The organism is Actinoplanes solisilvae (assembly GCF_003999975.1).
GTDB lineage: Bacteria > Actinomycetota > Actinomycetes > Mycobacteriales > Micromonosporaceae > Actinoplanes > Actinoplanes solisilvae.
Genome location: NZ_RJAC01000025.1, coordinates 25,288 through 48,844, shown reverse-complemented (window position 1 = coordinate 48,844; position 23,557 = coordinate 25,288). Strand labels below are relative to the sequence as shown.

At 69.4% G+C, this 23,557-nt stretch carries 20 protein-coding genes; 11 read left to right on the top strand and 9 right to left on the bottom strand.

All coding sequences use genetic code 11. From position 1 onward, the window contains the following. Window positions 1–8 precede the first annotated feature (8 nt). A complete protein-coding gene (locus EER30_RS38525) occupies window positions 9–1,403 on the bottom strand; it encodes an AfsR/SARP family transcriptional regulator (protein WP_127506364.1) in 1,395 nt (464 codons plus the stop codon). Window positions 1,404–1,447: 44 nt separating this feature from the next. Here EER30_RS38525 and EER30_RS38520 point away from each other — a divergent pair, with 44 nt between their 5' ends. Then, window positions 1,448–1,780, top strand: coding sequence for a hypothetical protein (locus EER30_RS38520; protein ID WP_127506362.1), 333 nt, complete (start codon window positions 1,448–1,450; stop codon window positions 1,778–1,780). Between the two features lie 46 nt (window positions 1,781–1,826). On the opposite strand, the gene EER30_RS38515 is transcribed toward EER30_RS38520, so the two are convergent. After that, window positions 1,827–2,723, bottom strand: a complete 897-nt coding sequence (locus tag EER30_RS38515; protein WP_127506360.1) for a DUF5996 family protein — start codon at window positions 2,721–2,723, stop codon at window positions 1,827–1,829. 4 nt (window positions 2,724–2,727) lie between these two features. Next, entirely contained in the window at window positions 2,728–3,432 is a 705-nt protein-coding gene (locus EER30_RS38510) for an alpha/beta fold hydrolase (RefSeq protein WP_240670566.1), read from the bottom strand. Between the two features lie 149 nt (window positions 3,433–3,581). Between EER30_RS38510 and EER30_RS38505 the strand changes: the two genes are divergently transcribed. The 6 genes from EER30_RS38505 (at window position 3,582) to EER30_RS38480 (ending at window position 10,170) form a co-directional block, all read left to right on the top strand. After that, window positions 3,582–5,063 carry an alpha/beta hydrolase gene (locus tag EER30_RS38505; protein ID WP_127506357.1) on the top strand — a complete coding sequence of 494 codons (1,482 nt, stop codon included), beginning with the start codon at window positions 3,582–3,584 and terminating at the stop codon, window positions 5,061–5,063. 115 nt (window positions 5,064–5,178) lie between these two features. Further along, the gene (locus EER30_RS38500) at window positions 5,179–6,090 is read left to right on the top strand and encodes a CPBP family intramembrane glutamic endopeptidase (protein WP_127506355.1); all 912 of its coding nucleotides are present in this window, start codon (window positions 5,179–5,181) and stop codon (window positions 6,088–6,090) included. Beyond that, window positions 6,087–7,190 carry an FAD-dependent monooxygenase family protein gene (locus tag EER30_RS38495; RefSeq protein ID WP_127506353.1) on the top strand — a complete coding sequence of 368 codons (1,104 nt, stop codon included), beginning with the start codon at window positions 6,087–6,089 and terminating at the stop codon, window positions 7,188–7,190. The genes EER30_RS38500 and EER30_RS38495 overlap by 4 nt, the downstream gene beginning before the upstream one ends. A gap of 49 nt (window positions 7,191–7,239) precedes the next feature. Beyond that, window positions 7,240–8,442, top strand: coding sequence for a low temperature requirement protein A (locus tag EER30_RS38490; RefSeq protein WP_127506351.1), 1,203 nt, complete (start codon window positions 7,240–7,242; stop codon window positions 8,440–8,442). 3 nt (window positions 8,443–8,445) lie between these two features. Then, window positions 8,446–9,300 (top strand): methyltransferase domain-containing protein, encoded by an 855-nt coding sequence (locus EER30_RS38485; RefSeq protein WP_127506349.1) that lies wholly within the window; start codon window positions 8,446–8,448, stop codon window positions 9,298–9,300. An 81-nt stretch (window positions 9,301–9,381) separates the two neighbouring features. Continuing rightward, window positions 9,382–10,170 (top strand): acyl-CoA thioesterase family protein, encoded by a 789-nt coding sequence (locus EER30_RS38480; protein WP_127506347.1) that lies wholly within the window; start codon window positions 9,382–9,384, stop codon window positions 10,168–10,170. Window positions 10,171–10,185: 15 nt separating this feature from the next. Here the strand turns inward: EER30_RS38480 and EER30_RS38475 are convergent, their stop codons facing one another. Next, window positions 10,186–11,553, bottom strand: a complete 1,368-nt coding sequence (locus EER30_RS38475; RefSeq protein WP_205650598.1) for a DUF2252 domain-containing protein — start codon at window positions 11,551–11,553, stop codon at window positions 10,186–10,188. A 10-nt stretch (window positions 11,554–11,563) separates the two neighbouring features. After that, window positions 11,564–13,027 carry an alpha/beta hydrolase gene (locus EER30_RS38470; protein ID WP_127506345.1) on the bottom strand — a complete coding sequence of 488 codons (1,464 nt, stop codon included), beginning with the start codon at window positions 13,025–13,027 and terminating at the stop codon, window positions 11,564–11,566. A gap of 221 nt (window positions 13,028–13,248) precedes the next feature. On the opposite strand from EER30_RS38470, the gene EER30_RS38465 reads away from it, so the two are divergent. After that, window positions 13,249–14,268 (top strand): aldo/keto reductase, encoded by a 1,020-nt coding sequence (locus EER30_RS38465; protein WP_127506343.1) that lies wholly within the window; start codon window positions 13,249–13,251, stop codon window positions 14,266–14,268. A 97-nt stretch (window positions 14,269–14,365) separates the two neighbouring features. Continuing rightward, window positions 14,366–15,739, top strand: coding sequence for an amidohydrolase family protein (locus tag EER30_RS38460; RefSeq protein ID WP_127506341.1), 1,374 nt, complete (start codon window positions 14,366–14,368; stop codon window positions 15,737–15,739). Window positions 15,740–16,041: 302 nt separating this feature from the next. Here the strand turns inward: EER30_RS38460 and EER30_RS38450 are convergent, their stop codons facing one another. From EER30_RS38450 to EER30_RS38435, 4 genes are all read right to left on the bottom strand, one after another. Beyond that, complete coding sequence (locus tag EER30_RS38450; RefSeq protein WP_127506339.1) at window positions 16,042–17,091, bottom strand: zinc-dependent alcohol dehydrogenase family protein; 1,050 nt, start codon at window positions 17,089–17,091, stop codon at window positions 16,042–16,044. A gap of 91 nt (window positions 17,092–17,182) precedes the next feature. Further along, entirely contained in the window at window positions 17,183–19,924 is a 2,742-nt protein-coding gene (locus EER30_RS38445; RefSeq protein WP_240670565.1) for an ATP-binding protein, read from the bottom strand. A 306-nt stretch (window positions 19,925–20,230) separates the two neighbouring features. Beyond that, window positions 20,231–20,635, bottom strand: a complete 405-nt coding sequence (locus EER30_RS38440; protein ID WP_127506337.1) for a PPOX class F420-dependent oxidoreductase — start codon at window positions 20,633–20,635, stop codon at window positions 20,231–20,233. A gap of 210 nt (window positions 20,636–20,845) precedes the next feature. Next, window positions 20,846–21,334: a sigma-70 family RNA polymerase sigma factor gene (locus EER30_RS38435; protein WP_164842637.1), complete on the bottom strand. Its 489-nt coding sequence runs from the start codon at window positions 21,332–21,334 to the stop codon at window positions 20,846–20,848. A 252-nt stretch (window positions 21,335–21,586) separates the two neighbouring features. Between EER30_RS38435 and EER30_RS38430 the strand changes: the two genes are divergently transcribed. Beyond that, entirely contained in the window at window positions 21,587–22,216 is a 630-nt protein-coding gene (locus tag EER30_RS38430) for a GOLPH3/VPS74 family protein (RefSeq protein WP_164842636.1), read from the top strand. A 174-nt stretch (window positions 22,217–22,390) separates the two neighbouring features. Beyond that, complete coding sequence (locus EER30_RS38425; RefSeq protein ID WP_127506331.1) at window positions 22,391–23,521, top strand: ATP-NAD kinase family protein; 1,131 nt, start codon at window positions 22,391–22,393, stop codon at window positions 23,519–23,521. The last annotated feature ends 36 nt before the right edge of the window (window positions 23,522–23,557 follow it).

The window sequence follows — 23,557 nt, the reverse complement described above, 5'->3', positions numbered from 1 at the left end:
CGTGCTCGTCATCGCCCCGGCGACGGGATACTGACGCGGTACGCGTGCCACCGCGCGAGCACAGCTCGGACGGCGTCCGGGCCGTCGTCGAGCAACGCCCGGCGATGGGCGAAGTTCCACACCGGATTCAGGTAGTGGTACCAGCCGTCGCCGTCCGCCTCGATCAGGTGGACGTCGGCCAGCGCCTCCAGCAGGTCCTCGGCATGGGTCTCGGGCACCATGAGCAACGCGGCCACGACCGGCACGGTGATCTCCCAGTCGCGCGACAGCGCCAGCAGCCGGAGCGTCCGCGCCGCATCGGGCGCGAGCACGCTCATGGCCTCCGCGTAGGGCGAGTCGATCTCCTCGCCCTCCGCAGCACGCAGACGGGCTACCGGCATCTCGAAGAGAATGCGCGTACTCGCCTTGGCCAGGCTCCACTGCGGGCGGGAGACGAGCCGCAGACCGACCGCGCGTACGGCCTGCCCGAGCCCGGCCGTGCCCTGCGCTAGTCGCCGGGCCGCCTCGGGTTCGCCCCGGAGCCGGCTCTCGCCGATGATCGTTCCCAGCAGCCGCTCGGTCTCGCCGGGGCTGAGCGGGCCCAGGGTCAGCCAGCGCGCCCCGGCCGCCTCCACCAGCTTCCTCCGCGAGGTCAGCAGCACCGCCGCCCCGCCCGCGCCCGGCATCAAGGGCCGGACCAGGGAGCCGTCCCGGACGCCGTCCAGGACGAGCAGGATGCGCCGGCCGGCCGTCAACGAGCGCCACACCGCCGTACGCTCCGCCAGGGAATCCGGCACGGCCGCCCCGGTCAGCGCGCGAATCAGGCCGGCGAGCGCGTTGAACGCGGTTCCCACGGCGTCGCCGTCGACCACGATCTGCCCGTCCAGGAACCGCTCGGCGATCCGGTGCGCGGCGTGGACAGCGAGCGCGGTCTTCCCGACGCCTCCGATGCCGTCGATACCGACCATCGGGACGGAGGAGCCGCTGGGCCGCAGCGCCTCGGTGATCGAGCGCAGCTCGTCCACCCGGCCCACGAAGTCGGGCAGGTCGGCTGGCAGTTGCGCGGGGGTGACGCGCGCGGCCGGAGGCCGGGTCGCCAGCAGATCCGGGTCCCGGGCGAGAACCCGGGCATGCATCCTCTGCAGGGCCGGGCCCGGGTCCATCCCGAGCTGGTCGCGCAGGGTCGACCGGGCGGCCCGGTAGGCCTCGAGCGCGTCGGCCGGCCGGCCGCACCGGTAGAGCGCCAGCATCAGCAGCTCACGGGGGCGTTCGCGCAGCGGGTGCCCGGCGATCAGCGCGACCAGGCCGTCCACCGTCTCGGCGGGCCGGCCCAGCTCGATCTCGTCACCGGCGAGATCCTCGGCTGCGGCCGTTCGCAGCTGCTCCAGCCGGGTGCGTTCCAACTCGGCGAAGGCGCCCGGCACGCCGGCTCAACCTCACCGACGGGCCGTCGGACTTCACCCTGTTCGTGTTCGTGCCGGTCCGTGACGGCCTCCACCACATCCGCACCGCCAAGGCCGGCTACGGCGGCGAACCGTCCTGCCTGGGCATCCGCGAGAACGGCTCGAATCCGCTGACCGTCGTGGCCGCCGCCTGCGACACCCGCCGCCAAGGCCAGCTCTTCCGGATCCGTAAGGCCCCCGAAGCCGCGACCGACGGCTACGGCATCAGCAACCAGGGCGCCTACCTGCAGATCTCGCCCGAGCGAGGGCTGATCGCCGAGAAGCTGAGCGACGCGCCCCTGCGCACCGTCTACACCTTCGTCGACAACGGCAGCGCACCTTCCCAGCCCGGGAGCTGACGGCAGAGTCGCGTCCCCCGAACCCCCGTCCAGGGGACGCGACCCGTCACGCGTCCACGGCCGTGCGGTCCCAGCCGGCCAGGTCGGCGGCGGCGCCGTAGGTCACGCGGAGGAACTCGAGGAGGGTCGCGTCGGGATCGTCCGACTCGGCCACCTTCTCGTACGGGAGCACACACTCCTGCAGGGTCTTGTCGTAGTACGCCTCCGTGCGCTCCCGGTAGCCCGGCGGTTCCGGATAGGCGTACGCATAGAAGGCCCCCTCGCCGCCTCCGCCCGGCCAGAAACCGAAGCTGGCCAGCTCGTGCGAGTAGCCCTCGTGCATGACCGACGGCGGGCAGTTGGGCACGCCACCCGGGTGTTGCGGGGCGAGCCGGCCGGAGAAGCGGGTGTAGGCCAGATCCATCGCACCCCAGAAGAAGTGCACCGGGCTGGCCTTGCCCACGAACTCGGAGCGGAAGCGGCTCATCACCCGTTCGGCCTGCAGCAGCTGTTGCCAGAACAGCCGCGCGGCTTCCCCGTCGTACGAGCAGTTCCGTTCGTTCTCGGCGAAGGGGATCGCGAGCTCGACCTCGTTGGGCACCGGGTGGATGCTGGGCTCCAGGCCGAGCGCGGCCAAGGCCTCGAGCGTCTCGCGGTAGAACGTCGCGACCGGCTTCGGTTCGAGAACCACCTCCCGCGAGCCGCCGTCGCTGGTGCGCACGCGCAGCCGCTCGTCGACGAAGTCGAACTCGATGTCGAAGACGCCCTTGTCGTACGGCACGGCCGAGGTGGTCAGGCCGCGGGCCGTGGGATAGAGCGTGACGTGCCACCAGTGGTTGGCCGACGGCGTGTACGCCATCCGGATCTTGCCGACGATCTGGGTCCACATGTGCAGGGTGTCGCGGGTCTCGGTCCAGTCGGCCACGCGCAGCCGGGGCCACGAGTCGGTGATCGTTTTCTCCATCGGATCAGCCGATCGATCGCGCGGCATCGAGGATGATCTCCGCGACCGCGACCGGCTCCGACGCGGGAATGGCGTGCGACGCGCCCGCGAGTTCCACGGCGGCACGAGCACCCGCCCGCTTGGCCATGAAGCGGTGTGCCTCGAGTGGGATGTTGTAGTCCAGCTCCGGGTAGACGAACCAGGACGGCACACTCGTCCACGCCGGGTCGCCGGACCCCTCGTTGAGCGCGGCGGTGTTCAGCGGGCGTTGAGCGGCCGCGTCGATGACGGCCCGCTCGGCCGGGACGTCGGCGCTGAACTGCCGGTGGAACTTCTCCTGCCGGATGTACAGATCAACGGTTCCGTCGGCCAGGGGGACTTCCTGCAGAGTCTCGCCCAGGGTGCTGCCGGGGAACTTGCCGGACAACGCGCCGATGCTCTCGCCGGCTTCGGGCGCGAAGGCGGCCACGAAAACGAGCGCCTTGACGTGGTCGTGCCCGACGGCGGCGTTCGAGATGACCGCCCCACCGTACGAGTGGCCGACGAGCACGACCGGCCCGTCGATCGTGCTCAGGATGCTGGAGACGACGGCCGCGTCGCCGGACAGGCTGCGCAACGGATTGGGCGCGGCGATGACCGGGTAGCGGTCGTCGAGCAGGCGCTGGATGACGCCGCCCCAGCTGGCGGATTCGGCGAACGCACCGTGCACCAGAACGATGGTGGGTTTCACTTCAGTTCCTTTCATGGGCCGGCAGGACAGGTCGCGGCTCGGGCCCAGCAGAAACCATGTTCTCCGAACAGGGTCAAGACCTTGACTGTGTTCCCTCGACATGGTGTCGCATGACACCGAATGCCGACGGACGACGCAGGAGGTTGCACATGTACCGAAAACGTGGCGCCGTGCTGATCGGGGTGATCGCCTTGCTCGGCGCATTCGTGGTGGCCGGGCCGGCTGCTGTGGCCCGGCCAGCCGCACCCGCGCTGACGTGGGAGGCGTGTCCGGCCGAAGTCGTGATGCCGGCGGCGGTGGCGGTGCAGTGCGCGAAGATCCCCGTGCCCCTGGACTACCGCGACCCGGACGGCGAGCAGATCGAGATCATGATCTCGAAGATTCCCAGCACCAACCCGGCCAAGCGGCGCGGCATCCTGCTGCTCAACCCGGGCGGGCCGGGCGGCCGCGGGATCGACCAGGGCGCCTTCCTGGTCAGCCGGGGCCTGCCGACCACCGTCTCGGACGCGTACGACCTGATCGGCATGGACACCCGGGGAGTCGGGGGTTCGACGAGGGTGAGCTGCGGCTTCACGCTCGAGGACCCGTACTGGGCCAACGTTCCGCCGTACGCGCCCGACGACGCCGCGGTGACCCGGCAGGCCGCCATCGCGAAGCAGGTGGCCGACAAGTGCGCCGCCGCCGACAAGGACGGCCGGCTGCGGCACATCACCACGGCGAACACGGCTCGCGACCTGGATCGCGTCCGGGCCGCGCTCGGTGAGAAGAAGGCCAGCTACTACGGAGCGTCCTACGGCACGGCCCTCGGCTCGACGTACGTCTCCCTGTTCCCGAAGACCACGGACCGGATCGTCTTCGACAGCAACGTCGGCGACACCCACCTCGACCCGGCGGGCATGCGCCGGTTCGGGCTCGGCTTCGAGCAGACGTTCCCCGACTTCGCCCGTTGGGTGGCGACCCGGCACGACTCGTACGGCCTGGGTCGTACGCCGCAGCAGGTCCGCCAGACCTTCCTGCGCATCGTCGAGCGGCTCGACAAGACCCCCGCGCCGGACGGTGTCGACGGCGCCGTCCTGCGGTACCTCACCTTCGCCGGGCTCTACAGCGAGTTGTCGTACGGGCGGACAGCGCGCACCGTGCAGACCTACCTCAACCCTGCCGAAGCCCCGGCGGCCACCACGCAGGCGGCGGTGCCGAACCCCAGCGACAACGCCTTCACGGCGTTCCTCGCGTCCACCTGCAACGACAGCGACTGGCCCGAGGACGTGGCGACCTACCGCCGGGCCGTCGCCGAGGACCGCAAGCGGTACCCGCTGTTCGGCGCCGCGACCGCCAACATCACGCCCTGCGCCTATTGGAAGCACGAGCCGTACGAGCCTCCGGTGAAAATCGACGCCAAGGGCCCGGCCAACATCCTGATCCTGCAGAACCGCCACGACCCGGTCACCCCGTGGGCGGGCGGAAAGCTGCTGCGCGACAAGTTCGCCTCGCGCGCCAAGCTGGTGACCGCCGAGGACAGCGGCCACGGCGTCTTCCTCGTCCACACCAACGCCTGCGCCCTCCACATCACCGCGGACTGGCTGGTCGAGGGCAAGATGCCGGCCCGGGACACCACCTGCCGGGCCAGCTGAACCGCCTGTGGTGACGGGCCGGGCGGTGGATCCCGTCCCGTCACGGTTCACGGATCTTGACTGTGTCGCCGGCACACGGTTTTTCATGGTCCCCACAATTTGAAAGGGACAACACATGGGCAACGGCGAATACCATCGCGTCCTCGCGGGGGATCGTCGCCGCGTCGGTCGCGGCATTCTCGCGATCGTGCTCCTGCTCGGCGGCCTGCTGGTTTTCAGCGCCGTCTTGTCGGTCGGCGCTGACGCTCTGGACGACCGTGGCAGTGACGACTCCTACACCCCGCTGACGCACGCGGTCGCGATGGTCTCCTTGGCGCTGCTCCTCCCGTGGAGCATGGTCATTCAGCGCTGGCTCTACGGCGTACCGGGGGCGTCGCTCCACTCGGTGTTATCGCGCTTCCGCTTCGACGTGTTCGGCCGCGCGTTGCTGCTCATCCTTCCGCTCTGTGTCGCGGCCCTGGTCGTGAACGACTACTTGGCGCCCGCCCCGCGCAGCGTGTGGTCGGACACCGATGTGCTGTGGCTGCTGGCCGGCGCCCTGCTGCTCACCCCGCTGCAGGCCGCGGGCGAGGAGTACGGGTTCCGCGGGCTCATGTTGCGGGTCGTCGGAGGCTGGACCCGGGGCAGCCGATCGGGTCTCGTCCTCGGCCTGATCGTGATGGCGGTGATCTTCGCGGCGAGCCACGCGGCGAGCGACGCCTGGCTGAATCTGTGGTACGTGGTGCTGGCCATCGGCACGGGGCTCATCACCTGGCGCACCGGCGGTCTCGAGATCGCGATCGTCCTGCACGCGCTGTGGAACACGCTGGGCTTCGTCTTCTCCGCCGCCATGCGGTCCGACTTGAACAGCGTCGTGGCCGACCGCGATGCCGGAGCCGCGGCCGCCACCGCGCTCATCCCGAGCGCCGTCGTCCTCGCCACCGTGGTGATCGTCTGGTTCATCACTCGCACCGGACCGCTGACCGCTCAGAGGGCTCAGGCCGATCAGGGCGCTCAGGCCGATCAGGGCGCTTTGAGCCGCGCATGACGATCGAGACCGCGTGTGTCATCGGTGCGAGCTTTGCCGGGCTGCTGGCGGCGCGAGCGCTGGCTGACCACGCGCGACGGGTGGTGCTTCTCGAGCGGGATGTGCTCACGCCGGGGCCGGTCGGGCACACCTCCGTTCCCCAGGGCAGGCACGGTCACTTCCTTCAGCCCGCCGCGCTGCGGAAGCTCGAGGACTGGTTCCCCGGATTCACCGACGACGCCGTCGCGCGTGGCGCTGTCCTGGCCCCGCCCGGACACCACAGCCTGTTCAGCAACAGCGAGCCGATGGCGGACTGGGATGCCACACTGCTCACGGCGAGCCGGCCCTTCCTCGAGGAGCGGATTCGCAGCCGCGTCGCCGCCATCCCCCACGTCGAACTCCGCCACGGCGCGGCGGCCGGCCTTCGTTACCGCGACAGGTCGGTGACCGGAGTGGTCTACCAGACTGGCGGGTCGGCCACGGAGCGCGTGCTCGACACCGATCTGACCGTCGACGCCATGGGCCGGGGCAGCAGCCTGGTGCGCTGGCTCGAGCGGGGTGGCTTTCCGGCACCGGCGGTGCAACGGGTTCCGGTGGGCATCGGCTACACGACCGCGCTGTTCCGAAGGTCTCCGGACGACCTCCGCCCGAAGGTGTCGTGCGCCCTCGACCAGTTCACGCCGGGCGCCGACGGCCAAGGGCTTGTCGCCGTCGCCGTCTATGCGATCGAGGGCGACCGCTGGCAGGTTGTCGGGGTGGCCTATGGCCGTGACCGCGCGGAGGCGACGGTCAAGGACCTGCGGGCGGTCTGTGCCGGGCTGCCGGAGGTGTTCCGGAGGGCCACCGCGGGCGAGCCGCTGGGCGAAGCCGAAGAGTACTTCTACATCGACAGCCGTCGTCGCCGGATCGCGGACCTCGACCGTTTCCCGGCCGGCCTCGTCGATATCGGTGATGCCGTGGCCACCTACAACCCGGTCCACGGCATCGGTATGGCGTCAGCCGTCAATCAGGCCTCGGTGCTGGCTGATTCTCTCGCCGGGCGAAGCGGAGACTTCCTGCGCCTGCGGGAAGCCGTCATCGATGAGGCGTGGGCCGCCGCAGCCCGTTTGACCCTGTTCTGACCACACGGTCTCTACTGAGGACCCCACGACTCGATCCAGGTGAGCCCACATGAATGCACCCACGTCTCGCTACCGGCTCGTGCCGATGTGGCCACGCGACCCGGACGAGGCCGGCCGGACCGCGTCGTCGCTGGAGCTCTTCTTCGACCTGGTCTTCGTCGTCGCGGTCAGCATCGCTTCCGTCCAGTTGCACCACCAGCTCACCGAAGCGCATGTGCTGGACGGCATCCTCAACTACGCCGTCGTGTTCTTCGGGATCTGGTGGGCCTGGATGAACTTCACCTGGTTCGCGACCTCGTTCGACACCGACGACTGGCTCTACCGGCTGCTGACCATCGTTCAGATGGGCGGCGTGCTCGTGCTCGCCTCCGGCATCCAGGCGGCGTTCGAGGACCAGGACTATGTCGTGCTGATCCTGGCCTACGTCGTGATGCGCGTCGCGCTTGTCGCGCAGTGGATGCGCGCGTCCCGCTCGTCCGGGGACACCCGCCGGTCCACCACCACCTACGCCATCGGGATCGCCGTCGTTCAGCTCCTCTGGCTGGCCTCTCTGCTTTTGCCCGCCGCCGCCTTCTGGCCCGCCGTGATCGTCCTGATCGGGGCCGAGCTCGCGGTGCCGGTCGCCGCGGAACGACGGGCCAGAACCCCGTGGCATCCGCATCACCTGAGCGAACGGTTCGGCCTGTTCAGCCTCATCCTGCTGGGTGAGAGCCTGCTGGCCTCGGCCAACGCGATCATCGAGGCGCTGCATGAGGGCGACACACTGGGGCCACTGATCAGGGTGGCCGTGCTCACGCTCGTCGTCACGGCCGCGTTGTGGTGGGTGTACTTCTGGGCGCCGCACCACACCGCCATCGACGGCCTGGGTCTCTCGCTCGGTTACGGCTACGGTCACTACTTCATCTTCGCCGCGGCCGGCGCGCTCTCCGCCGGAATCGAAGCCGAGGTCGATGTCATCACCGGCCACAGCGAGCTCGACCCGGTGGTCGCGTCCTTCGCCTACACCGTTCCGATCGCCGTCTTCGTCCTCGGGATCTGGCTGCTCGTGATGCGTCGCAGCGCCGGGCGCCACATCAACGTCATCGTCCCGGCCGGAGCGGTCCTCGTCCTCATCGACCCTCTCATCCCGATCCCGTTCGCACTGACCGCCGTCATCCTCACCGGCGTGGTGGCCGCCCTGATCTGGCAGAAACCCCTCGACCTCACGCCACAAGCTCAGCCTGCGGCTCGGACGACATCCACCTCGAGGTAGACAATGAACAACGTACAGACCCCCTTCACCGATCTGGGCGAACAGACCGCCGACAACCGGCGCTTCCTGCTGCGGCACATCGAGGTGGCCGCCCGATTGCCGACGATCCGACTGGTCCGCCAGAGGGCGCTGGAGGCTTGGGGCCTCCGGGATCCGCACCGTTTGCTGGACGTGGGCTCGGGCGCGGGTGAGGTGGTGCAGGACCTGGCTGCCCTGGTCGGCCCGGCCGGGGAGGCGATCGGCGTCGACAACTCGCGCGCCGCCGTGGACTTCGCCCGCGAGCGAGCGGACGCCGCGGCGATGCGGTACGACCAGGGAGACGCGCTCGCCCTGCCGTACCCGGACGATCATTTCGACGGGGTCCGGTGCGAGCGCGTGCTGCAACACGTCGTCGATCCCAATGCCGCCATCGCCGAGATGGTGCGGGTGCTGCGTCCCGGCGGCCGGGTGTGCCTGATCGACACCGACTGGGAATCCATGCTGTTCGACGGGACGCCGCAGTTGAGTGAGGCGTACCGGAAGCTCGCCCCGGCGTTGCCGGCCGCGACGTCCACCGGGCGCACGTTGCGCCGCCGGCTGGTCTCGGCCGGTCTCGCCGACGTCGGCGCCGAGCCGGTCACCGTCGCGGTGACCGATTTTGCCGAGGCCGCCGCCCTGTTGTCCGTCGTCGACCGGGCCGTACTGCAAGGCCCTCTCCTGAACCTGGGCGAGACAGCGGAGCCTTGGCTGGCGGAGGTCGACCGAGCCGTCACCGACGGAACGCTGCTCGCGGTGCTCACGATCTGGGTCGTCACCGGCACGAAACCACTCATGCAGCAGAGATTCCCGGGTGCCGAGCGCGCAGTCTCAACCGCTTGATCCTCGGTGTCATCGAACTGATCAACCGGCCCCGGCCGCCCGGTTGCGTGTGTCCCAGGAACACAGATTCTACTGATTTTCATGGAACCGATCGAGATTGATGTCCGAGTGCGGCAAGCCGACCTCGGCCGCAACGGTTCGGCGAGCGTCGTCGGCATGGCCCGATGGCTCGAAGACGCACGTCTGCGGCTCTCTCTGCACCGTTTCGAGCGGCTCGTGGGCCGGGGCGACCTCCCCCGATTCCAGATCCTGTTCGTCGGCCAGCGCGTCGAACGCCTCGCTCACGCCGGGCGCACCGGCACGGTGGTCCGGGTGCGGACCGGGATTCGCCGGATCGGCCGCTCCTCGTTCACCTACGAGCAGTCGGCGGCCATCGACGGCGCCTCCGTGACAACCGGCGAGGCAACCGTGGTGCTGCGCGGCGCCGGCGGGCCACTGGACCTTCCCGAGGAGCTGATCGCCGATCTGGACGAGCTGCGGTCGAGCGACACCCCGCAAGGCTCCGCGACCGATCGGGTCGGGCCCGAACGGCGCAGCCGGGAGCACTACGAACGTTTCGCACCCTTGCGCGCCCGGATCGGCGACGTCGACGGCAATCACCACGTGAACTATCTCGCCCAGCTCACCTGGTACGACGAGGCGATCGCGGCGTCAGCTCTCGACGTCACCGATCCGGACGGGCACCGGACGATCCCCGACCTCGCGCCGGACGCGTACGCCGTTCACTACCTGGGCGAGGTGACCTACCCCGGTGACTACGAGCTCGGCTCGCGGGTCCGTGACGACGGTGCGAACTCCCTGTCCTACGAGTTGGCGATCTTCCGTGGCGCCGACTGCCTCGGCGTCGCCGACGCCACCGTCGGTTCTTGACCCGACGATCCGTTCCTACCAGCCTCGTTCGGCCGCCCTGACTTCGTTGTTCGCGATCGCGGTGCGAAGATCGGCGTGATCCGCGCGGGTCTGCCGAGCGTAATCGCGGGCATAGCGCTGGATACCGTCCCGGAAGGCGTTCCCTTTACCGATGTAACCGGCAATCGCCGCGGGATCGCCGCTGCGGGCATGCGATTTCGCCAACGCGTGGCCGCAGGCCACGGCGAACTGCGGCAGATTGCCGGCGATCCGGTGGCCGCTGGGAATGATCTTCATGTCGCGATACTGGCGTACGTAGTAGTCGTATCCGTCGACGCGCATGTGGCCGAGGAAGATGTCGCTGGCCGACTGCATGAGGCGTTGGCCGACGATGACGCGTTCGCCGTGGTTCGTGAACTCGCTGGGGCCCAGGAACTCCTCGTAGACCGACGCTGTCGCCTGCTTGGCCTGGGCGAAGACCGGCTGGCGGCCGCTGTCTCCCTCCAGCAGGTGCAACCAGACGCGCATGCCGACGCTGCCCACGCCCACGATCTGCCGCACGGCGTCGACCCGCTCGAATCGGTGTACGAGCCGGCGCAGATGAGGCGAGATCGAGGCCAGGTAGGTGTCGTAGACCTGCTCAGAGGCTTGGACCCGCTGCTCGCGGCTCAGTCCGTCGTCGATGCGTTTCATCGGGTCCAACGAGATGTGGCGCCGGCCGCCCTCTTCGGAGATGAGCTGCCGAGCCACCCCACGATGCGTGTGCTTCTCGATGTCGCGGGCGGCGGCCTTGGCGAACACCGAGGTCAGCCCCCGCAACGGAACCTCAGCCGTGATCCGGTCGTACCAGATGTCCAGCTCGCCCAGGCCGGCGTACCGCCGCATCGCTTCGCGGTACGTGTCCACCGCTGCGGCAGCAGCCCTCCCGGCACACCGGCCCCCGAGCTGTTCCGCCTCGGCGAGCACATAGACGCTGGTCGCGAGGCGCTTGAGGTCCCACTCGAAGGGCCCCGGCAGGGTCTCGTCGAAATCGCGGGCGTCGAAGAGCAGCTGCCGCTCGGGCGAGGCCCAGAGCCCGAAGTTGAGGATGTGCGCGTCGCCGCACATCTGCACCGTCAGTCCCGAGTGCGGCGCCACCGCGAGGTCGGCGGCCATCACGGCCGCCGCACCCCGCAGGTAGGTCCACGGCGAGGACGCCATCCGGGCGTACCGCAACGGCAGGAGCTCCGGATCGCGTACGGGTTCCTGCGCGCGCAGCCAGTCGAGGGCCCTCATGTCACGGACGCCGGGGTCCCAGAGCGGCGCGGATCGACGGGGTGCGCGCTTACGCGCCCGGCGACCGTCCCGGGCATCGGCGGTCACGCTGTCCGATGCCCGGACCCGTACGACTGATGAACTCGCCATGGTTCGACCTCTAGCTCGGTTCGGCCGCGCAAGTGACGTCGTGCCGCGGACGCTCGCCGGTGGCGAGGAAGGCGGTCACCGTGTCGTTGGCGCACTTGTTCTTGGCGAAGAGCAGGTAGGCGCCGTGGCCACCCTGGTCCGCCGTCACCATCCGCGCCCGGTTGCCGAAGGCGTGCCTGAGCTCGCGGGCGCCGACCAGCGGGGTACCGGGGTCGCGCAGGTTCTGCACCATGAGCACGTTCGACGGCCCTCGGTCACCGATGCGCACCGGCCGCTCGACCGGGGACGGCCAGAACGCGCAGGGAGTGATGTTGGCCGCACCGGCGCCGATCAGCGGATACTTGACCCGGTTGACCGCGACGGCCCGCTGGTACTCGCGGACCGAGCTCGGCCACTTCGAGTCGCCGCAGAGCACATGAAAGCGGCTGGAGACGGCGTTGTCGATGTTCGCCGGCGGCGGGTCGGGCGGCATCGGCTGGTTCGTGTCGAACGCATTCCAGATCGCGGCCAGGTTCGGCATGCTCACGTCGGTGTAGAGCTGGTCGAACGTGTTCCCCCGGAACAACGAGCCGTCCACGCCCCGCACCGGCGTCTTGTCGAGCCGCGCGGCGAGGTCGAAGAACTTCGCGCGCACCTGCTTCGGCGTCGTGCCCAGCCCGTACTGCGGGTTGGCGGCGACGAACTTCGCGAAGTCCGGGAACCGGTCCTCCAGGCCGCGGGCGACCCTTCGGTGGGCGGTGACGTCGAAACCACCGGGGCCGAGGTTGCTGTCGAGCACGAACCGGTCACTGCGCTGGGGGAACATCGTCGTGTAGACCGCACCGAGGTAGGTGCCGTAGGACACCCCGAGGTAAGAGATCTTCGGCTCGCCCAGCGCTTCCCGGATGCGGTCCATGTCCCGGGCGGTGTTGGCGGTGGTGATGTGGGGCAGCAGCGCGGCCGTCTCCGAGGTCGCGCACTGCCGGGCGATCGTTTTCGCGCTCGCGGCGTCCTTCCGTACGCCGGCCGCGTCGGCCGGGGTCCAGAGGTTGCGCCGCGCGATCTGCTCCGGCGTCAGGTCACAGGTCACCGGTGAGCTGTGGCCCACACCGCGGGGGTCGAAACCGATCACGTCGTACTGATCCTGGACGCTTTTCGGCAGCGGCTGCGGCGACAGGTTGCTCGCGAGCAGGCCCGGATAGATCAGTCCCCCGGCACCGGGACCGCCCGGGTTGGTCACGAGCACGCCCCGGCGCTTCGACGGGTCCTTGCTCGGCAGACGGGAGACCGCCACCTCGAGGTGCTGCCCCTGCGGCTTCCGATAGTCCACCGGGACCGGGACCGTCGTGCATTCCAGTCCGGGCAGCGCGCTGTCGGCGGGGCACGGACCCCACTTCAACCCGCTTTCCGCCGTCGCTTGAGAGGCCCCCAGGACGGACACCAGCGATACCGCCGCGACCGCGGAAACGAGCACGACCGATAAGGTTTTTCGCATCTGACTCCCCTACTCAAGACTTGCCGACCCAGTGGAAACCCTGTCGTTGCCACACGGTCAAGCCAGGGGCCGGGCCTGCCGTCTCGCGGCGGAGAGCGCCCGCCGCTCCTCGGCCGGGGGTGTCGGCTCCGTCACCAAGGTGGGCATACGGAACGTCGTTCCGTATTCTCTTAACGGAACAGCGTTCCGCTTAACGGCACCGATCGTCACGGGAGACGAAAATGCAGTACCGCACCCTAGGTCGTACCGGCGTGCAGGTCAGCGCACTCGCGCTGGGCGCCATGAACTTCGGCAAGATCGGCAACACCACGCAGGACGAGGCGACCGCCATCGTCGGGGCCGCTCTGGACGCCGGAGTCAACCTCATCGACACGGCCGACGTCTACAGCGGTGGTCAGTCCGAGGAGATGGTCGGCAAGGCCATCGCCGGACGCCGTGACGACATCGTGCTCGCCACCAAGGCAGGCCTGCCCATGGGCGAGGACCGCAACCGCCGCGGCGGGTCCCGCCGCTGGCTCTTCACCGCGCTGGACGACAGCCTGCGCCGGCTGGGCGTCGACCACGTGGATCTTTTCCAGATTCACCGGTGGGATCCGGCCACCAGCGACGACGAGACCCTGTCGGCCCTGACCGACCTGCAGCGGGCCGGCAAGATCCGCTACTTCGGCTCCTCGACCTTCCCTGCCTACCGGGTCGTGCAGGCCCAGTGGGCCGCCCGCGAGCACGGCTTGAGCCGCTACGTGACCGAGCAGCCCAGCTACTCGATCCTGCAACGCGGCGTGGAAGGCCACGTGCTGCCCGTGACCGAGGAGTACGGCATGGGGGTGCTCGTCTGGAGCCCGCTGGCCTCGGGCTGGCTCTCCGGCGCGATCCGCGAGGGCCAGGAGGTCGCCACGAACCGTTCGGCGTTCATGAAGCAGCGCTTCGACACCACGATCCCCGCCAACCGCGCCAAGCTCGACGCCGTCGAAAAGCTGGCGAAGGTGGCCGATCAGGCCGGTCTGACGATGATCCAGCTCGCTCTGGGCTTCGTCACCGCCCACCCCGCCGTGACGACCGCGCTCATCGGCCCGCGCACCATGGACCACCTGCACTCGCAGCTCGCCGCGGCCGACACGGTGCTGCCGGCCGACGTGCTCGACGCCATCGACACCATCGTCGCTCCCGGCGTCGACCTCGCCGCCCACGAGAAGAACGACACTCCACCGGCCCTGCTCGACGCGACGCTGCGCCGCCGCTGACACCGGACCAGGCCGATCCCGCCGCGGCTGCCTTCAGCGGCCCGGCGGGCAACCTGGAATTTGACCTTGTTCCGGGCACACAGTCTGCAATGAACCGATGGAAGCGAAACGTGCTCCGTTGCGGCTCCGCGCGCCGATCGTGATTCCGTGCGACAACACGTGCACGGTGTTGCGCGACGCGGTGGTCGACATCGGTGCCGACGGGCGAATCAAGAACGTCTCGACTGCGGACGACGCCCCGGCGTGGACCGGCGGCGTGCGGACCATGTCCGGCATCCTTCTGCCCGGTCTGGTCAACGCGCATGCCCACAGCTCGATGTCCGTCTTACGCGGCCGAGGCGGTGACCTTCCCCTGATCTCCTGGCTGCAAGAGGCGATGTGGCCCGCGGAAGCGTTGATGACGGCGGCGGACATCCGAGCCGGCTCGCTGCTGAGTTCGATCGAGATGCTCCGCAACGGCGTGACCACCACCTCGGAGATGTACTTCCACGTCGACCAGCAGGCGGAGGCAGTTCTGCAGGCCGGCGGCCGCGCGGTGCTGGCCGAGGCCGTCCTGGACCTTCCGGGTCAGGAACCCTGGCGCGCAGTGGTCGATCGCATCAGCAGCCGTATCGACGCCACGGGGCTGCGGCTGGGACCGGACGAGCGCATCGAATTCGCGTACGGCCCCCACTCGGCCTACGTTCTGCCACCCGAGGCCCTTCGTACGGTCGGCGAGCACGCCCGTACGCGCGGCGCACTCGTCCACATCCACCTCGCGGAGACCGAGCTGGAGGACCAGGCGCAGCGTGCGCTGTTCGGATCCGTCCCCGCACTTCTCGAGTCCGTCGGCCTGTTGGAGTCCCGGTTGCTGGTCGCCCACGCCGTTCACCTGTCGGACGCCGACATCGGCTTGCTCACCGGCGCCGGCGTGGCGGTCGCGCATTGCCCGTCGTCCAACGCGAAGCTGGGCTCCGGCGTCATGCGGCTGTCGGCCTTACGAGCGGCGGGCGTACCCGTTGGGCTCGGCACCGACGGCCCGGCGAGCAACGATCGCCTCGACCTGCTCGGCGAAGCGCGGACCGCCGCTCTTCTCGCCCGGGTGACCAGCCAGGACCCGACCGCTGTGACAGCGGCCGACGCACTGTTACTGGCCACCCGTGGGGGTGCCGCGGCCCTGGGCCGCGACGACATCGGTGCGCTCGAGGCGGGCCGGTGGGCCGATCTGGTGCACATCGGCGTCGACGATCCCGCGTTCGCCACCGGGCTCGACGTGCCGGACGAAGAACTCGTCGCCAATCTCGTCTGGGCCGCAGGATCCCGGACGGTCACGGATGTGTGGGTGGCAGGTGAGGTCGTCGTCGCCGGATCGGAATCGGTCCGAGTGGACCGCCGGCAGGCGCAGGCGGACGTCACCGCCGCCGCCTCGCGCCTGCGTGTTCCCGCCCCCTCATCAGCAACCTCGTGCCGGTGTTGCACGCGGTCTCGATAGTCAACGTCGGTGCGGCCGGTGTTCAGAGCTTCTCGGGTGGCGCCATCCGGTAGACGAACTCGCCCAGGCCGGATTGGGCGATCCCGAACAGCACGCCGGCCAGTAGCAGGAACGGGCAACGTCCCGGACTCGTAACGCCGACGTGCCGTCGCGTACGAGACTCCCGTGGCCGCCGCCCATTCCTTCAAGTTCACCAAGTCCATTATTGCCAACTAGTGAGCACTAATGGCCACCAACACGCCAACAGTTGTCATCCCTTCTGAGCCGATGCGGTGATCCCACAGCCTGTTGTAGGCACATGGTCAAGGTCTGCACGCCCCGACGGCCGGCCCGGGGTGCCGTCCATTACGAGTTGCGTGGGGAAGCGCGACGGTTTCGCCCGCCACATCGATCGCGACCTTGCCGCGCAGCATGTACGAGCCCCTGTCCTCCAACAGCCCATGAGCCTCACCCACTCGAGCCAACGGAAGAGTCGCACCGATCACCGGCTTCACCAGACCACGCTCGACCAACGTAGTGAGCGCGTCCAGCTTCCCCCGGTTCTGCCGCGTGAAAACGAAATGATAGGCCGCGTTCACACCCCACGCCTCGATAAGATTCTGCGGCTGCGCGATATCGACGATGCTCACGACCCGCCCAGCATCCGCGAGCGTCAACGGGCTCCGGGTCAGCGTGTCACCACCGATCGTGTCGAAGACGACATCGACCCCCCGGCCGCCAGTCAGCTCGGCCACCGCATCGACGTAATCCGCCGAGTCGGGATCGATCGCCTCATCCGCCCCCAGCGAACGCACGAACTCATGATTCCCGGCCCTGGCAACGGTGATCACTCGCGCGCCGATCGCCTTCGCGACCTGAATCGCCATCGTGCCGACACCACCCGTACCGCCATGGATCAGGATCGTCTCCCCCACGGTGAGCTGAGCCCGCGTCACCAACGCCTCCCACACCGTGCCACCCACCAGAGTCAGACTCGCCGCCTCCAGATGACTGACGTTCTCCGGCTTGCGACCGACGAGATCGACGTCGGCGACATGCTGCTCCGCATAGGACCCCGGACCGCCGAAAATTCGCGGCGTGTAATACACCTCATCACCGACCCGGAACTCCGTCACATGCGAACCGACCTCCTCGACCACCCCCGAGACGTCGTGGCCGATGATCGCCGGGAGCGGCACATAATCCGCATAGTTTCCGCGCCGGATCTTGTAGTCGAGCGGGTTGACGGTGGTCGCATGAACGCGCACTCGCACCTGGCGGGGTTCGACTTGCGGCACGGCGACGTCGCACAACTCGAACGCATCGGCCCCACCGAAACGGGTCAGCACAACGGCCTTCATCTGATCAGTCATCGTGCCAGGCTGACAGTCGCGGCCGGACTTTCGCGTCGGTAGGAGTTACCGGTGCGTCACCGGCCGGCATGGCCGGTTCGCACCGGCCCGGTCAGGGGAGGTGGAGCTCTCTGAGTTCGCGGCGTGAGGTGATGCCAAGCTTGCGAAAGATCTTGCGCAGGTGGGTCTCGATGGTCCGTGGGCTCAGGAACAGCTGTGCGCCGACCTCGCGGGAGGTGACCCCGGTGGCCACTAGGCGGGCGATGTGCAGTTCGTGGGCGGTGAGCGCGTCGGCGGGTTGGGCGTTCCTTTTGCCCGGGTGCTCGCCGGTGGCCCGCAGCTCGCGGGCCGCGCGCGCCGCGAACGCTTCCACGCCCATGCCCGAGAGCAGGTTGTAGGCGGTGCGGAGCTGGTCGCGGGCGTCCTGGCGGCGACGTTCGCGGCGTAGCCATTCGCCGTAGACGAGGTGGGTGCGGGCGAGGTAGACGGCCATCCGGCATTTGCTGAGACGTTCGATCGCCTCGCGGTAGTGCTCCTCGGCGGCCGGACCGGTGGTAAGCAGGGCACGGGAGCGCGCGGCTAGCCCCAGCCCGAACTGCGTCCCACTGGCGCGGGCCCGGGAGCTGAGTTGTTCCAGCGCGGCGGCCGCACGTTTCGGCTCGTCGACACGGGATGCGGCCTCGATGAGCTCGGGCAGGGCAAGGCTGCTGTACGCCAAGTCGTCGTACTCCCATGGCGGTTGCGCGGCGGCGAGGGCCTCGTCGTAGTTGCCCAGGCCGTTGTGCAGCGCGGCCAGCGTGGCCTGGGCCAGGCCGACCGTTGCCCCCTCACCCCGCACCGTCGCCTCTTCGACCACGGCTGCGTACAGTTCCAGGGTTTCGGCCTGCCGGCCACGCCAGGCGGCCATCATGAGCCGGGCGTTGGGCAGCGGCGGAGCCCCGGTGGCCTGCGTGATCGCGGTTTCCTCGGCGGCCAGCTCGGCGGCTCGGGCAAGATCGCCATGAAGCACGAGCACTGAGGCCACGGCGTTGAGGGCGGCGGGAAGCATGGACAGCGCGCCGGCCTCGCGGGAGAGCCGGACCGCGCGCACTGCCAGGACGTAGAGTGCCTCGTCGTCCCACACCATCGCCGCGACGTGGCAGGCCAGCCACAGCCAGCGCAGGTCGCCGTCGTTCACTCGGGAGTCGTGGTCGCGCAGCGTCTCGAGTGCCGCCTGCAGGGGGATGACACTTGCCTCGAACCCTTGCGTGTACCTCGTGGCCAGTCCGTCCAACAGCAGATCGACCGGCTGCGGCGGCGTCGAGGGCGCGGGCGCGTCGAGAGCGGTTTCGGCCGCCTCGATCGATCCGCGTCCGCGGGCGAGGCGCCCGGCGTGGATCGCGGCGTCGAGCGCGTGGAGATAGGTCTCACGGGCGAGCACCGGGTCCAGCGGGGCGAGTGTCTTGGCCGCGTCGAGCAGCATCCCCGGCACGTCGCCACCTCGTCTCTGGTGGAACGCGATCTGGGCGCGGAGCAATTCGAGGCGGGCGCGGGGCAGGGCGTCCAGTGGCCCGGCGGCCGCGACCGCCAGCAGCTCGAGAGCGGCCTCGGTCGCGCCGGCCTCGTGCTTGGCTTGCGCGGCGTTCAGTGCGCGTCGCGCGCGAAGCGCGGGTGCCGGCGTCAGCTCGGCTGCGCGCTGCAGGAACGCGGCCGCGGCGGCCACACCCCCGCGGGCTCGCGCTCGTTCGGCCGAGCGCTCCAACCCTTCGGCCGCTTCTTCGTCGAACCCGAGCACCGCCTGCGCGCGTTGCCAGGCACGGCGGTCCGGGTCGGTCTTCGGGTCGGTCGCGCCGGCCAGCGCGCCGTGGGCGCGGCGACGGTCCGGCGGCATGGCTGCCTGATACACCGCTGAACGCACCAGCGGATGGCGGAACCGTACCCGGACGCCGATTTCCACCAGCCCGGCGACCTCGGCGGGCGTCGCTGCTTCGTAAGTGAGGCCCAGACCCGCGGCCGCGCGCCACAGCAGCGCCGCGTCGCCCGTCGGTTCGGACGCGGCGACCAGCAGCAGTAGCTGCGTCTCGGGGGGCAGGCTACGGGAACGGCGCCGGAAGCTCTCCTCGATGCGGTGCGGGACGCTGAGCGCGTCGGGCAACTCGAAGCCGCCCGCGAAATTCGCCGGCCGCAGGCTGCGGGGCAGCTCCAGCAGCGCCAGCGGGTTGCCACAGGCTTCGGCGAGGATCCGTTCGCGCACGCCCTCGTCCAGTGGTGTCCCTACCGCAGCGGTGAGCAGCGCACGCGCATCGGACGCGCCGAGCGGCTCCAGAGTCAGCTCCGGTAACCCGGTCAACGGATGGCGGTCGCCGTCGTCGGTGTCGCGCAGGCCGAAGACGAGGGCCAGCCTCTCGGCCCCCACCCGCCGGGCCACGAAGGCCAGCACCTGCGCCGATGCCTCATCCAGCCACTGCGCGTCGTCGACGAGACACAGCAACGGCTGCTCCTCGGCGACCTCGGCCAAGAGGTTGAGAATGGCCAGCCCGACCAGGAACCGATCCGGCGCGGCGCCGCCGTGGAGCCCGAACGCCACCCCGAGAGCGGCCTGCTGCGGCTCGGACAGTGTGCCGGTGCGATCCAGCAGGGGGGCACACAACTGGTGCAGCGCGCCGAACGCGAACTGCGTCTCGGACTCGACGCCGACCGAGGACTCCACCCGGAAGGCCTCGGCGAGTGCTGCCCGCCGGGCGTACTCGAGCACGGCGGTCTTCCCGATCCCGGCTTCCCCGCGCACCACGAGAGAGCCGCTGCGCCCGGCCCCAGCCAGCGAGAGGAACTTCTCGACCGTGTCACGCTCCGAGCGCCGGCCCACGAGATCCACCGGGAGATTATCCCTGGAGAAGCCCCGGTTCAGGTAGTCGGCTCGATGGTTGTCAGTGATGCGAAACGTGATACCTCAGAAGCATCATCTGCTATCTATCTGATTCTCCGGAATTAACCCGACAAAATATTCAATCAGGCATTTTCAGTATGCCTACCAGGCGGCCACCGCTCACCCCGGCGCTGACCGCGACCTTCGAGCCACCCGGGCAACACCGTCGAGCACCGTCAGCGACACCAACCAGACCCTGCTGCAACGATGTCCGCCCGACGCCACCGGAGCCACGTCACCCGGTGGAACTGTTGCTCAGTGCGCGCTGGTGGCGGTGGGGCGCACCACGAAGATCACGCGGGCGGCGGCGTCGGGCGGCGGCGTGGCGCCGAACGGAGCGTCGTACCGCTCGGCCAGCTCGACGAAGAACGCACCAGCCGGATCCGCGTCGATGCGCTCGACGACACCCCGAACCTCGAGATACCGGTACGGGTTGGCCGGGTCGACGATCGACAAGGACACCACCGGATTCGCCGTGACGTTGCGGTACTTGCGGCGGAAGTTCGTGTGGGTGAACCGGATGTACTCGCCGTCCCAGCTGAACCACATCGGATTCACCTGCGGGGCGCCGTCGTCGCGCACAGTCGCCAGATGCGCGATCAGGGGCCGCTCCAGAAGATCGAGAAACTCGCCGGGAACGGTCACGGACTGGATTGTCATACCCAAAACCTAGTCATTCTATCGGTATAGCAGGAACCAAACACAACGTGATGCCGGCTCTCCGCGCCCAACGGAAACCGCCTCGAAGGTCGAGGATCGCCCGGCCTCATCCACGCCTGGCAACCCCGTTTCTCTGATCCCCCGGCCTCGGCCGTCCGCAAGACGTCCCGATCGGGGATGCGGACGGCCGAGGCCGGCTGGACATCACCCCTAGCCGGGGTCGATGCGGCTCAACATGCCCCTGACGGTGCGCAGGGCATAGTGCGAGCGCGAACGAACCGTCCCCTCCCGGATGCCCAGGCTCACGGCGGTCTCGGCCACCGACCGGTCCGTCCAGTACAGCGACACCAGCACCGCTCGCTGCCGCTCGGTCAGCCGGGCCAGGGTGTCCCCCAGCACCTGCCGGTCGACCAGACGGTCGGTCTCGTCGGGAACCGCCAGGGCAAACACGCCGAGCTCTCCGTAGACCTCGGCCGGCCGGGCCATCCTGCTGCGGACCGCGTCGATCGCCACGTTCCGCGCGACCGTGAACATCCAACGGCGCCGCCCATCGACGTCGGCGGGCAAGTCGTCGACCCTGCGCCAGGCCCGCAACATGGTCTCCTGAAGCAGATCCTCGGCGTCTTCGGGCCGCCCCGGGAACAGACGCACGAGGTAACGCCTCAGCTGAGCCGCGGTGGCCGCATAGAGCTCACGCATGCACTGCTCCCGCGCCGCCGGATCCGCCTCGGGTTTCCTGCAGACCGCAACGGGCATCGCCGTCCGTCCTTCCACTCGGTGCACCATCGGCAACGAAGCCAGCGGCCGGGCCGGTCGGGGCCGGGCTGCTGTTTCGACTTCTCTCGAGTGGAAGCCGTGTTCTCACGACACAGTCAAGCCGACAGAGCCGCGACACCGAATGCGCAGTGCGCGTCTTGACTCGCGTCGAGACCGACAGTCGAAGCCCTGCCGTTGCCCCACCAGCTCTTCCTTCTCAGCCTCCAGCCCGAGAGGGGCCGGCTCGACGACGACAGCGAATCGGTTCGCGGATCGCTGCTCTGCGCCGCCGCGGTCGCCGAGCTTCGCATCGCCGGGCTGCTGCACGACCGCGGCGGCAAGGCCGAGCGAACGAACGCCCCGACACCGGCCACTATCGACCCGTTTCTCGCGGAGGTGCTCGGCGACGTTGCGCCGAACCAGGTTCGAAGCTGGTTCAGCGTGCTGGAGAGCCGATGGGACAGGGCCGAGCGCGTCGTCCGCGACCACCTTGCCGACCGGGGCCACATCACGGTCGAGCACCATCAGGTCTTCGGCCCGATCCGGCGGACGAAAATCGCCGCCGCCGATCCCCCGCAGATTCAGGCGCTGCGCGACCGGATCCGCGACACGGTACGGACAGAATCCGTACCCGCATCGGTCCCCCTCGCCGACGGTGTGCTGATCACCCTGGTGGTCGACGGACTGGTGGGCACCATGTTCCGCTGGCGCGAACTGAGAGCGCACAAGCGCGCCATCCGCGCCCTGGCCGATCGGGTCGAGCAGGAGATGCCGGGTCTGCGCAAGGCCCTGTCCTACGCCATCGCGCTGCGCCGAGGCGCCTGACCGCACCGGCGGGCCGTCCGGGCGTGCGGCGCCTCACATTCTGAACACGTCAGTGACCGTACGAGTTCATGAGGTTACGACAGGCGCAATCAGCGATCCCCGACCGGCCAAGGAAACCGGGCGAACTGACGAACGCGTGGGGACGGGATCAACGAGCATCCTCCAGGAGGCGACATGCCAGCCGAAGGCGCAACACTCGGCCTCATCATCAACCCCGTGGCGGGAATGGGCGGCAGTGTCGGGCTCAAAGGCACCGACGGTGAGGACGTCCTGCGGGAAGCCTGGCGCCGGGGCGCACGCCCGGCCGCCGAAGATCGCGCCCGCGGCGCCGTGCTCAGGCTGAGCGATTCCGCGACGCCGCTGCGCGTTCTCACCGGTTCCGGCGAGTCGGGCGAGGACGTGGCCCGCACAGCCGGTCTCGATGTGGAGGTGGTGCACAGATCGGCGCCCGGCCCGACCACGTCCGCCGACACGCGAGCGGCGGCCGAGATCATGGCAGCGCGGTCGGTCGACCTCCTTCTGTTCGTCGGTGGCGACGGGACGGCGCGTGATGTTCTGTCGGCGGTGGGCGACGGTGTGCCAGTGCTGGGTGTGCCGGCCGGCGTGAAGATGCATTCCGCGGTGTTCGGGACCAGCCCGCGGAATGCCGGACACCTCGCCGCCCTCTTCCTCGCGGGCAGTCCGGCCGCGCGGTTGCGTGAAGCCGAGGTGATGGATCTCGACGAAGCCGCCTTTCGCGGTGATCGCCTTTCCGCGCGGCTTTACGGCTACGCCCGCAGTCCGTACGAGCGTCACCTGTCGCAGAACGCCAAAGCCGGATCGGGGATGAGCAGCGAAGCCTCGCTGGATCTCGCGGCCCGGCAGGTCGCCGCCGGCATGCGGCCCGGCCGCCTTTACATCCTCGGTCCGGGAACGACCACACGCCGCGTCGCCCATGCTCTCGGCCTGTCTTCGACGTTGCTCGGCGTCGACGCCGTCGTGGACGGCGAATTTGTCGGTGTCGATCTCGACGAGCAGGGGATTCTCGAGGCCATGCAGGGCCGGGAGACGTGGATCGTCGTCGGCGTGCTCGGCGGCCAGGGCAGCCTGTTCGGACGGGGTAACCAGCAGATCAGCGCCGAGGTGATCCGCCGCGCCGGACGCGACCGCATCATCGTCGTCTCCAGCCTGGAGAAGCTGATCGCCCTCGAAACCGCATCACTGCACGTGGACACCGGCGACGCCGAGGTGGACGCGATGCTGGCCGGCTTTGTCCGGATCGAAACCGGCCCCAACCGCAGCACGCTCTTCAAAGTGGAGGCGTGACCGCAGCCCTTTCTCATCTACCGAAGGAACCGTCCC

Excerpts from the sequence above, each read along its gene's own strand:
- EER30_RS38515 (WP_127506360.1), bottom strand. The coding sequence starts at position 2,723 with ATGGAGAAAACGATCACCGACTCGTGGCCCCGGCTGCGCGTGGCCGAC.
- EER30_RS38505 (WP_127506357.1), top strand. The coding sequence starts at position 3,582 with ATGTACCGAAAACGTGGCGCCGTGCTGATCGGGGTGATCGCCTTGCTC.
- EER30_RS38500 (WP_127506355.1), top strand. The coding sequence starts at position 5,179 with ATGGGCAACGGCGAATACCATCGCGTCCTCGCGGGGGATCGTCGCCGC.
- EER30_RS38495 (WP_127506353.1), top strand. The coding sequence starts at position 6,087 with ATGACGATCGAGACCGCGTGTGTCATCGGTGCGAGCTTTGCCGGGCTG.
- EER30_RS38490 (WP_127506351.1), top strand. The coding sequence starts at position 7,240 with ATGAATGCACCCACGTCTCGCTACCGGCTCGTGCCGATGTGGCCACGC.
- EER30_RS38485 (WP_127506349.1), top strand. The coding sequence starts at position 8,446 with ATGAACAACGTACAGACCCCCTTCACCGATCTGGGCGAACAGACCGCC.
- EER30_RS38480 (WP_127506347.1), top strand. The coding sequence starts at position 9,382 with ATGGAACCGATCGAGATTGATGTCCGAGTGCGGCAAGCCGACCTCGGC.
- EER30_RS38475 (WP_205650598.1), bottom strand. The coding sequence starts at position 11,553 with ATGGCGAGTTCATCAGTCGTACGGGTCCGGGCATCGGACAGCGTGACC.
- EER30_RS38470 (WP_127506345.1), bottom strand. The coding sequence starts at position 13,027 with ATGCGAAAAACCTTATCGGTCGTGCTCGTTTCCGCGGTCGCGGCGGTA.
- EER30_RS38465 (WP_127506343.1), top strand. The coding sequence starts at position 13,249 with ATGCAGTACCGCACCCTAGGTCGTACCGGCGTGCAGGTCAGCGCACTC.
- EER30_RS38460 (WP_127506341.1), top strand. The coding sequence starts at position 14,366 with ATGGAAGCGAAACGTGCTCCGTTGCGGCTCCGCGCGCCGATCGTGATT.
- EER30_RS38450 (WP_127506339.1), bottom strand. The coding sequence starts at position 17,091 with ATGACTGATCAGATGAAGGCCGTTGTGCTGACCCGTTTCGGTGGGGCC.
- EER30_RS38440 (WP_127506337.1), bottom strand. The coding sequence starts at position 20,635 with ATGACAATCCAGTCCGTGACCGTTCCCGGCGAGTTTCTCGATCTTCTG.
- EER30_RS38435 (WP_164842637.1), bottom strand. The coding sequence starts at position 21,334 with ATGCGTGAGCTCTATGCGGCCACCGCGGCTCAGCTGAGGCGTTACCTC.
- EER30_RS38425 (WP_127506331.1), top strand. The coding sequence starts at position 22,391 with ATGCCAGCCGAAGGCGCAACACTCGGCCTCATCATCAACCCCGTGGCG.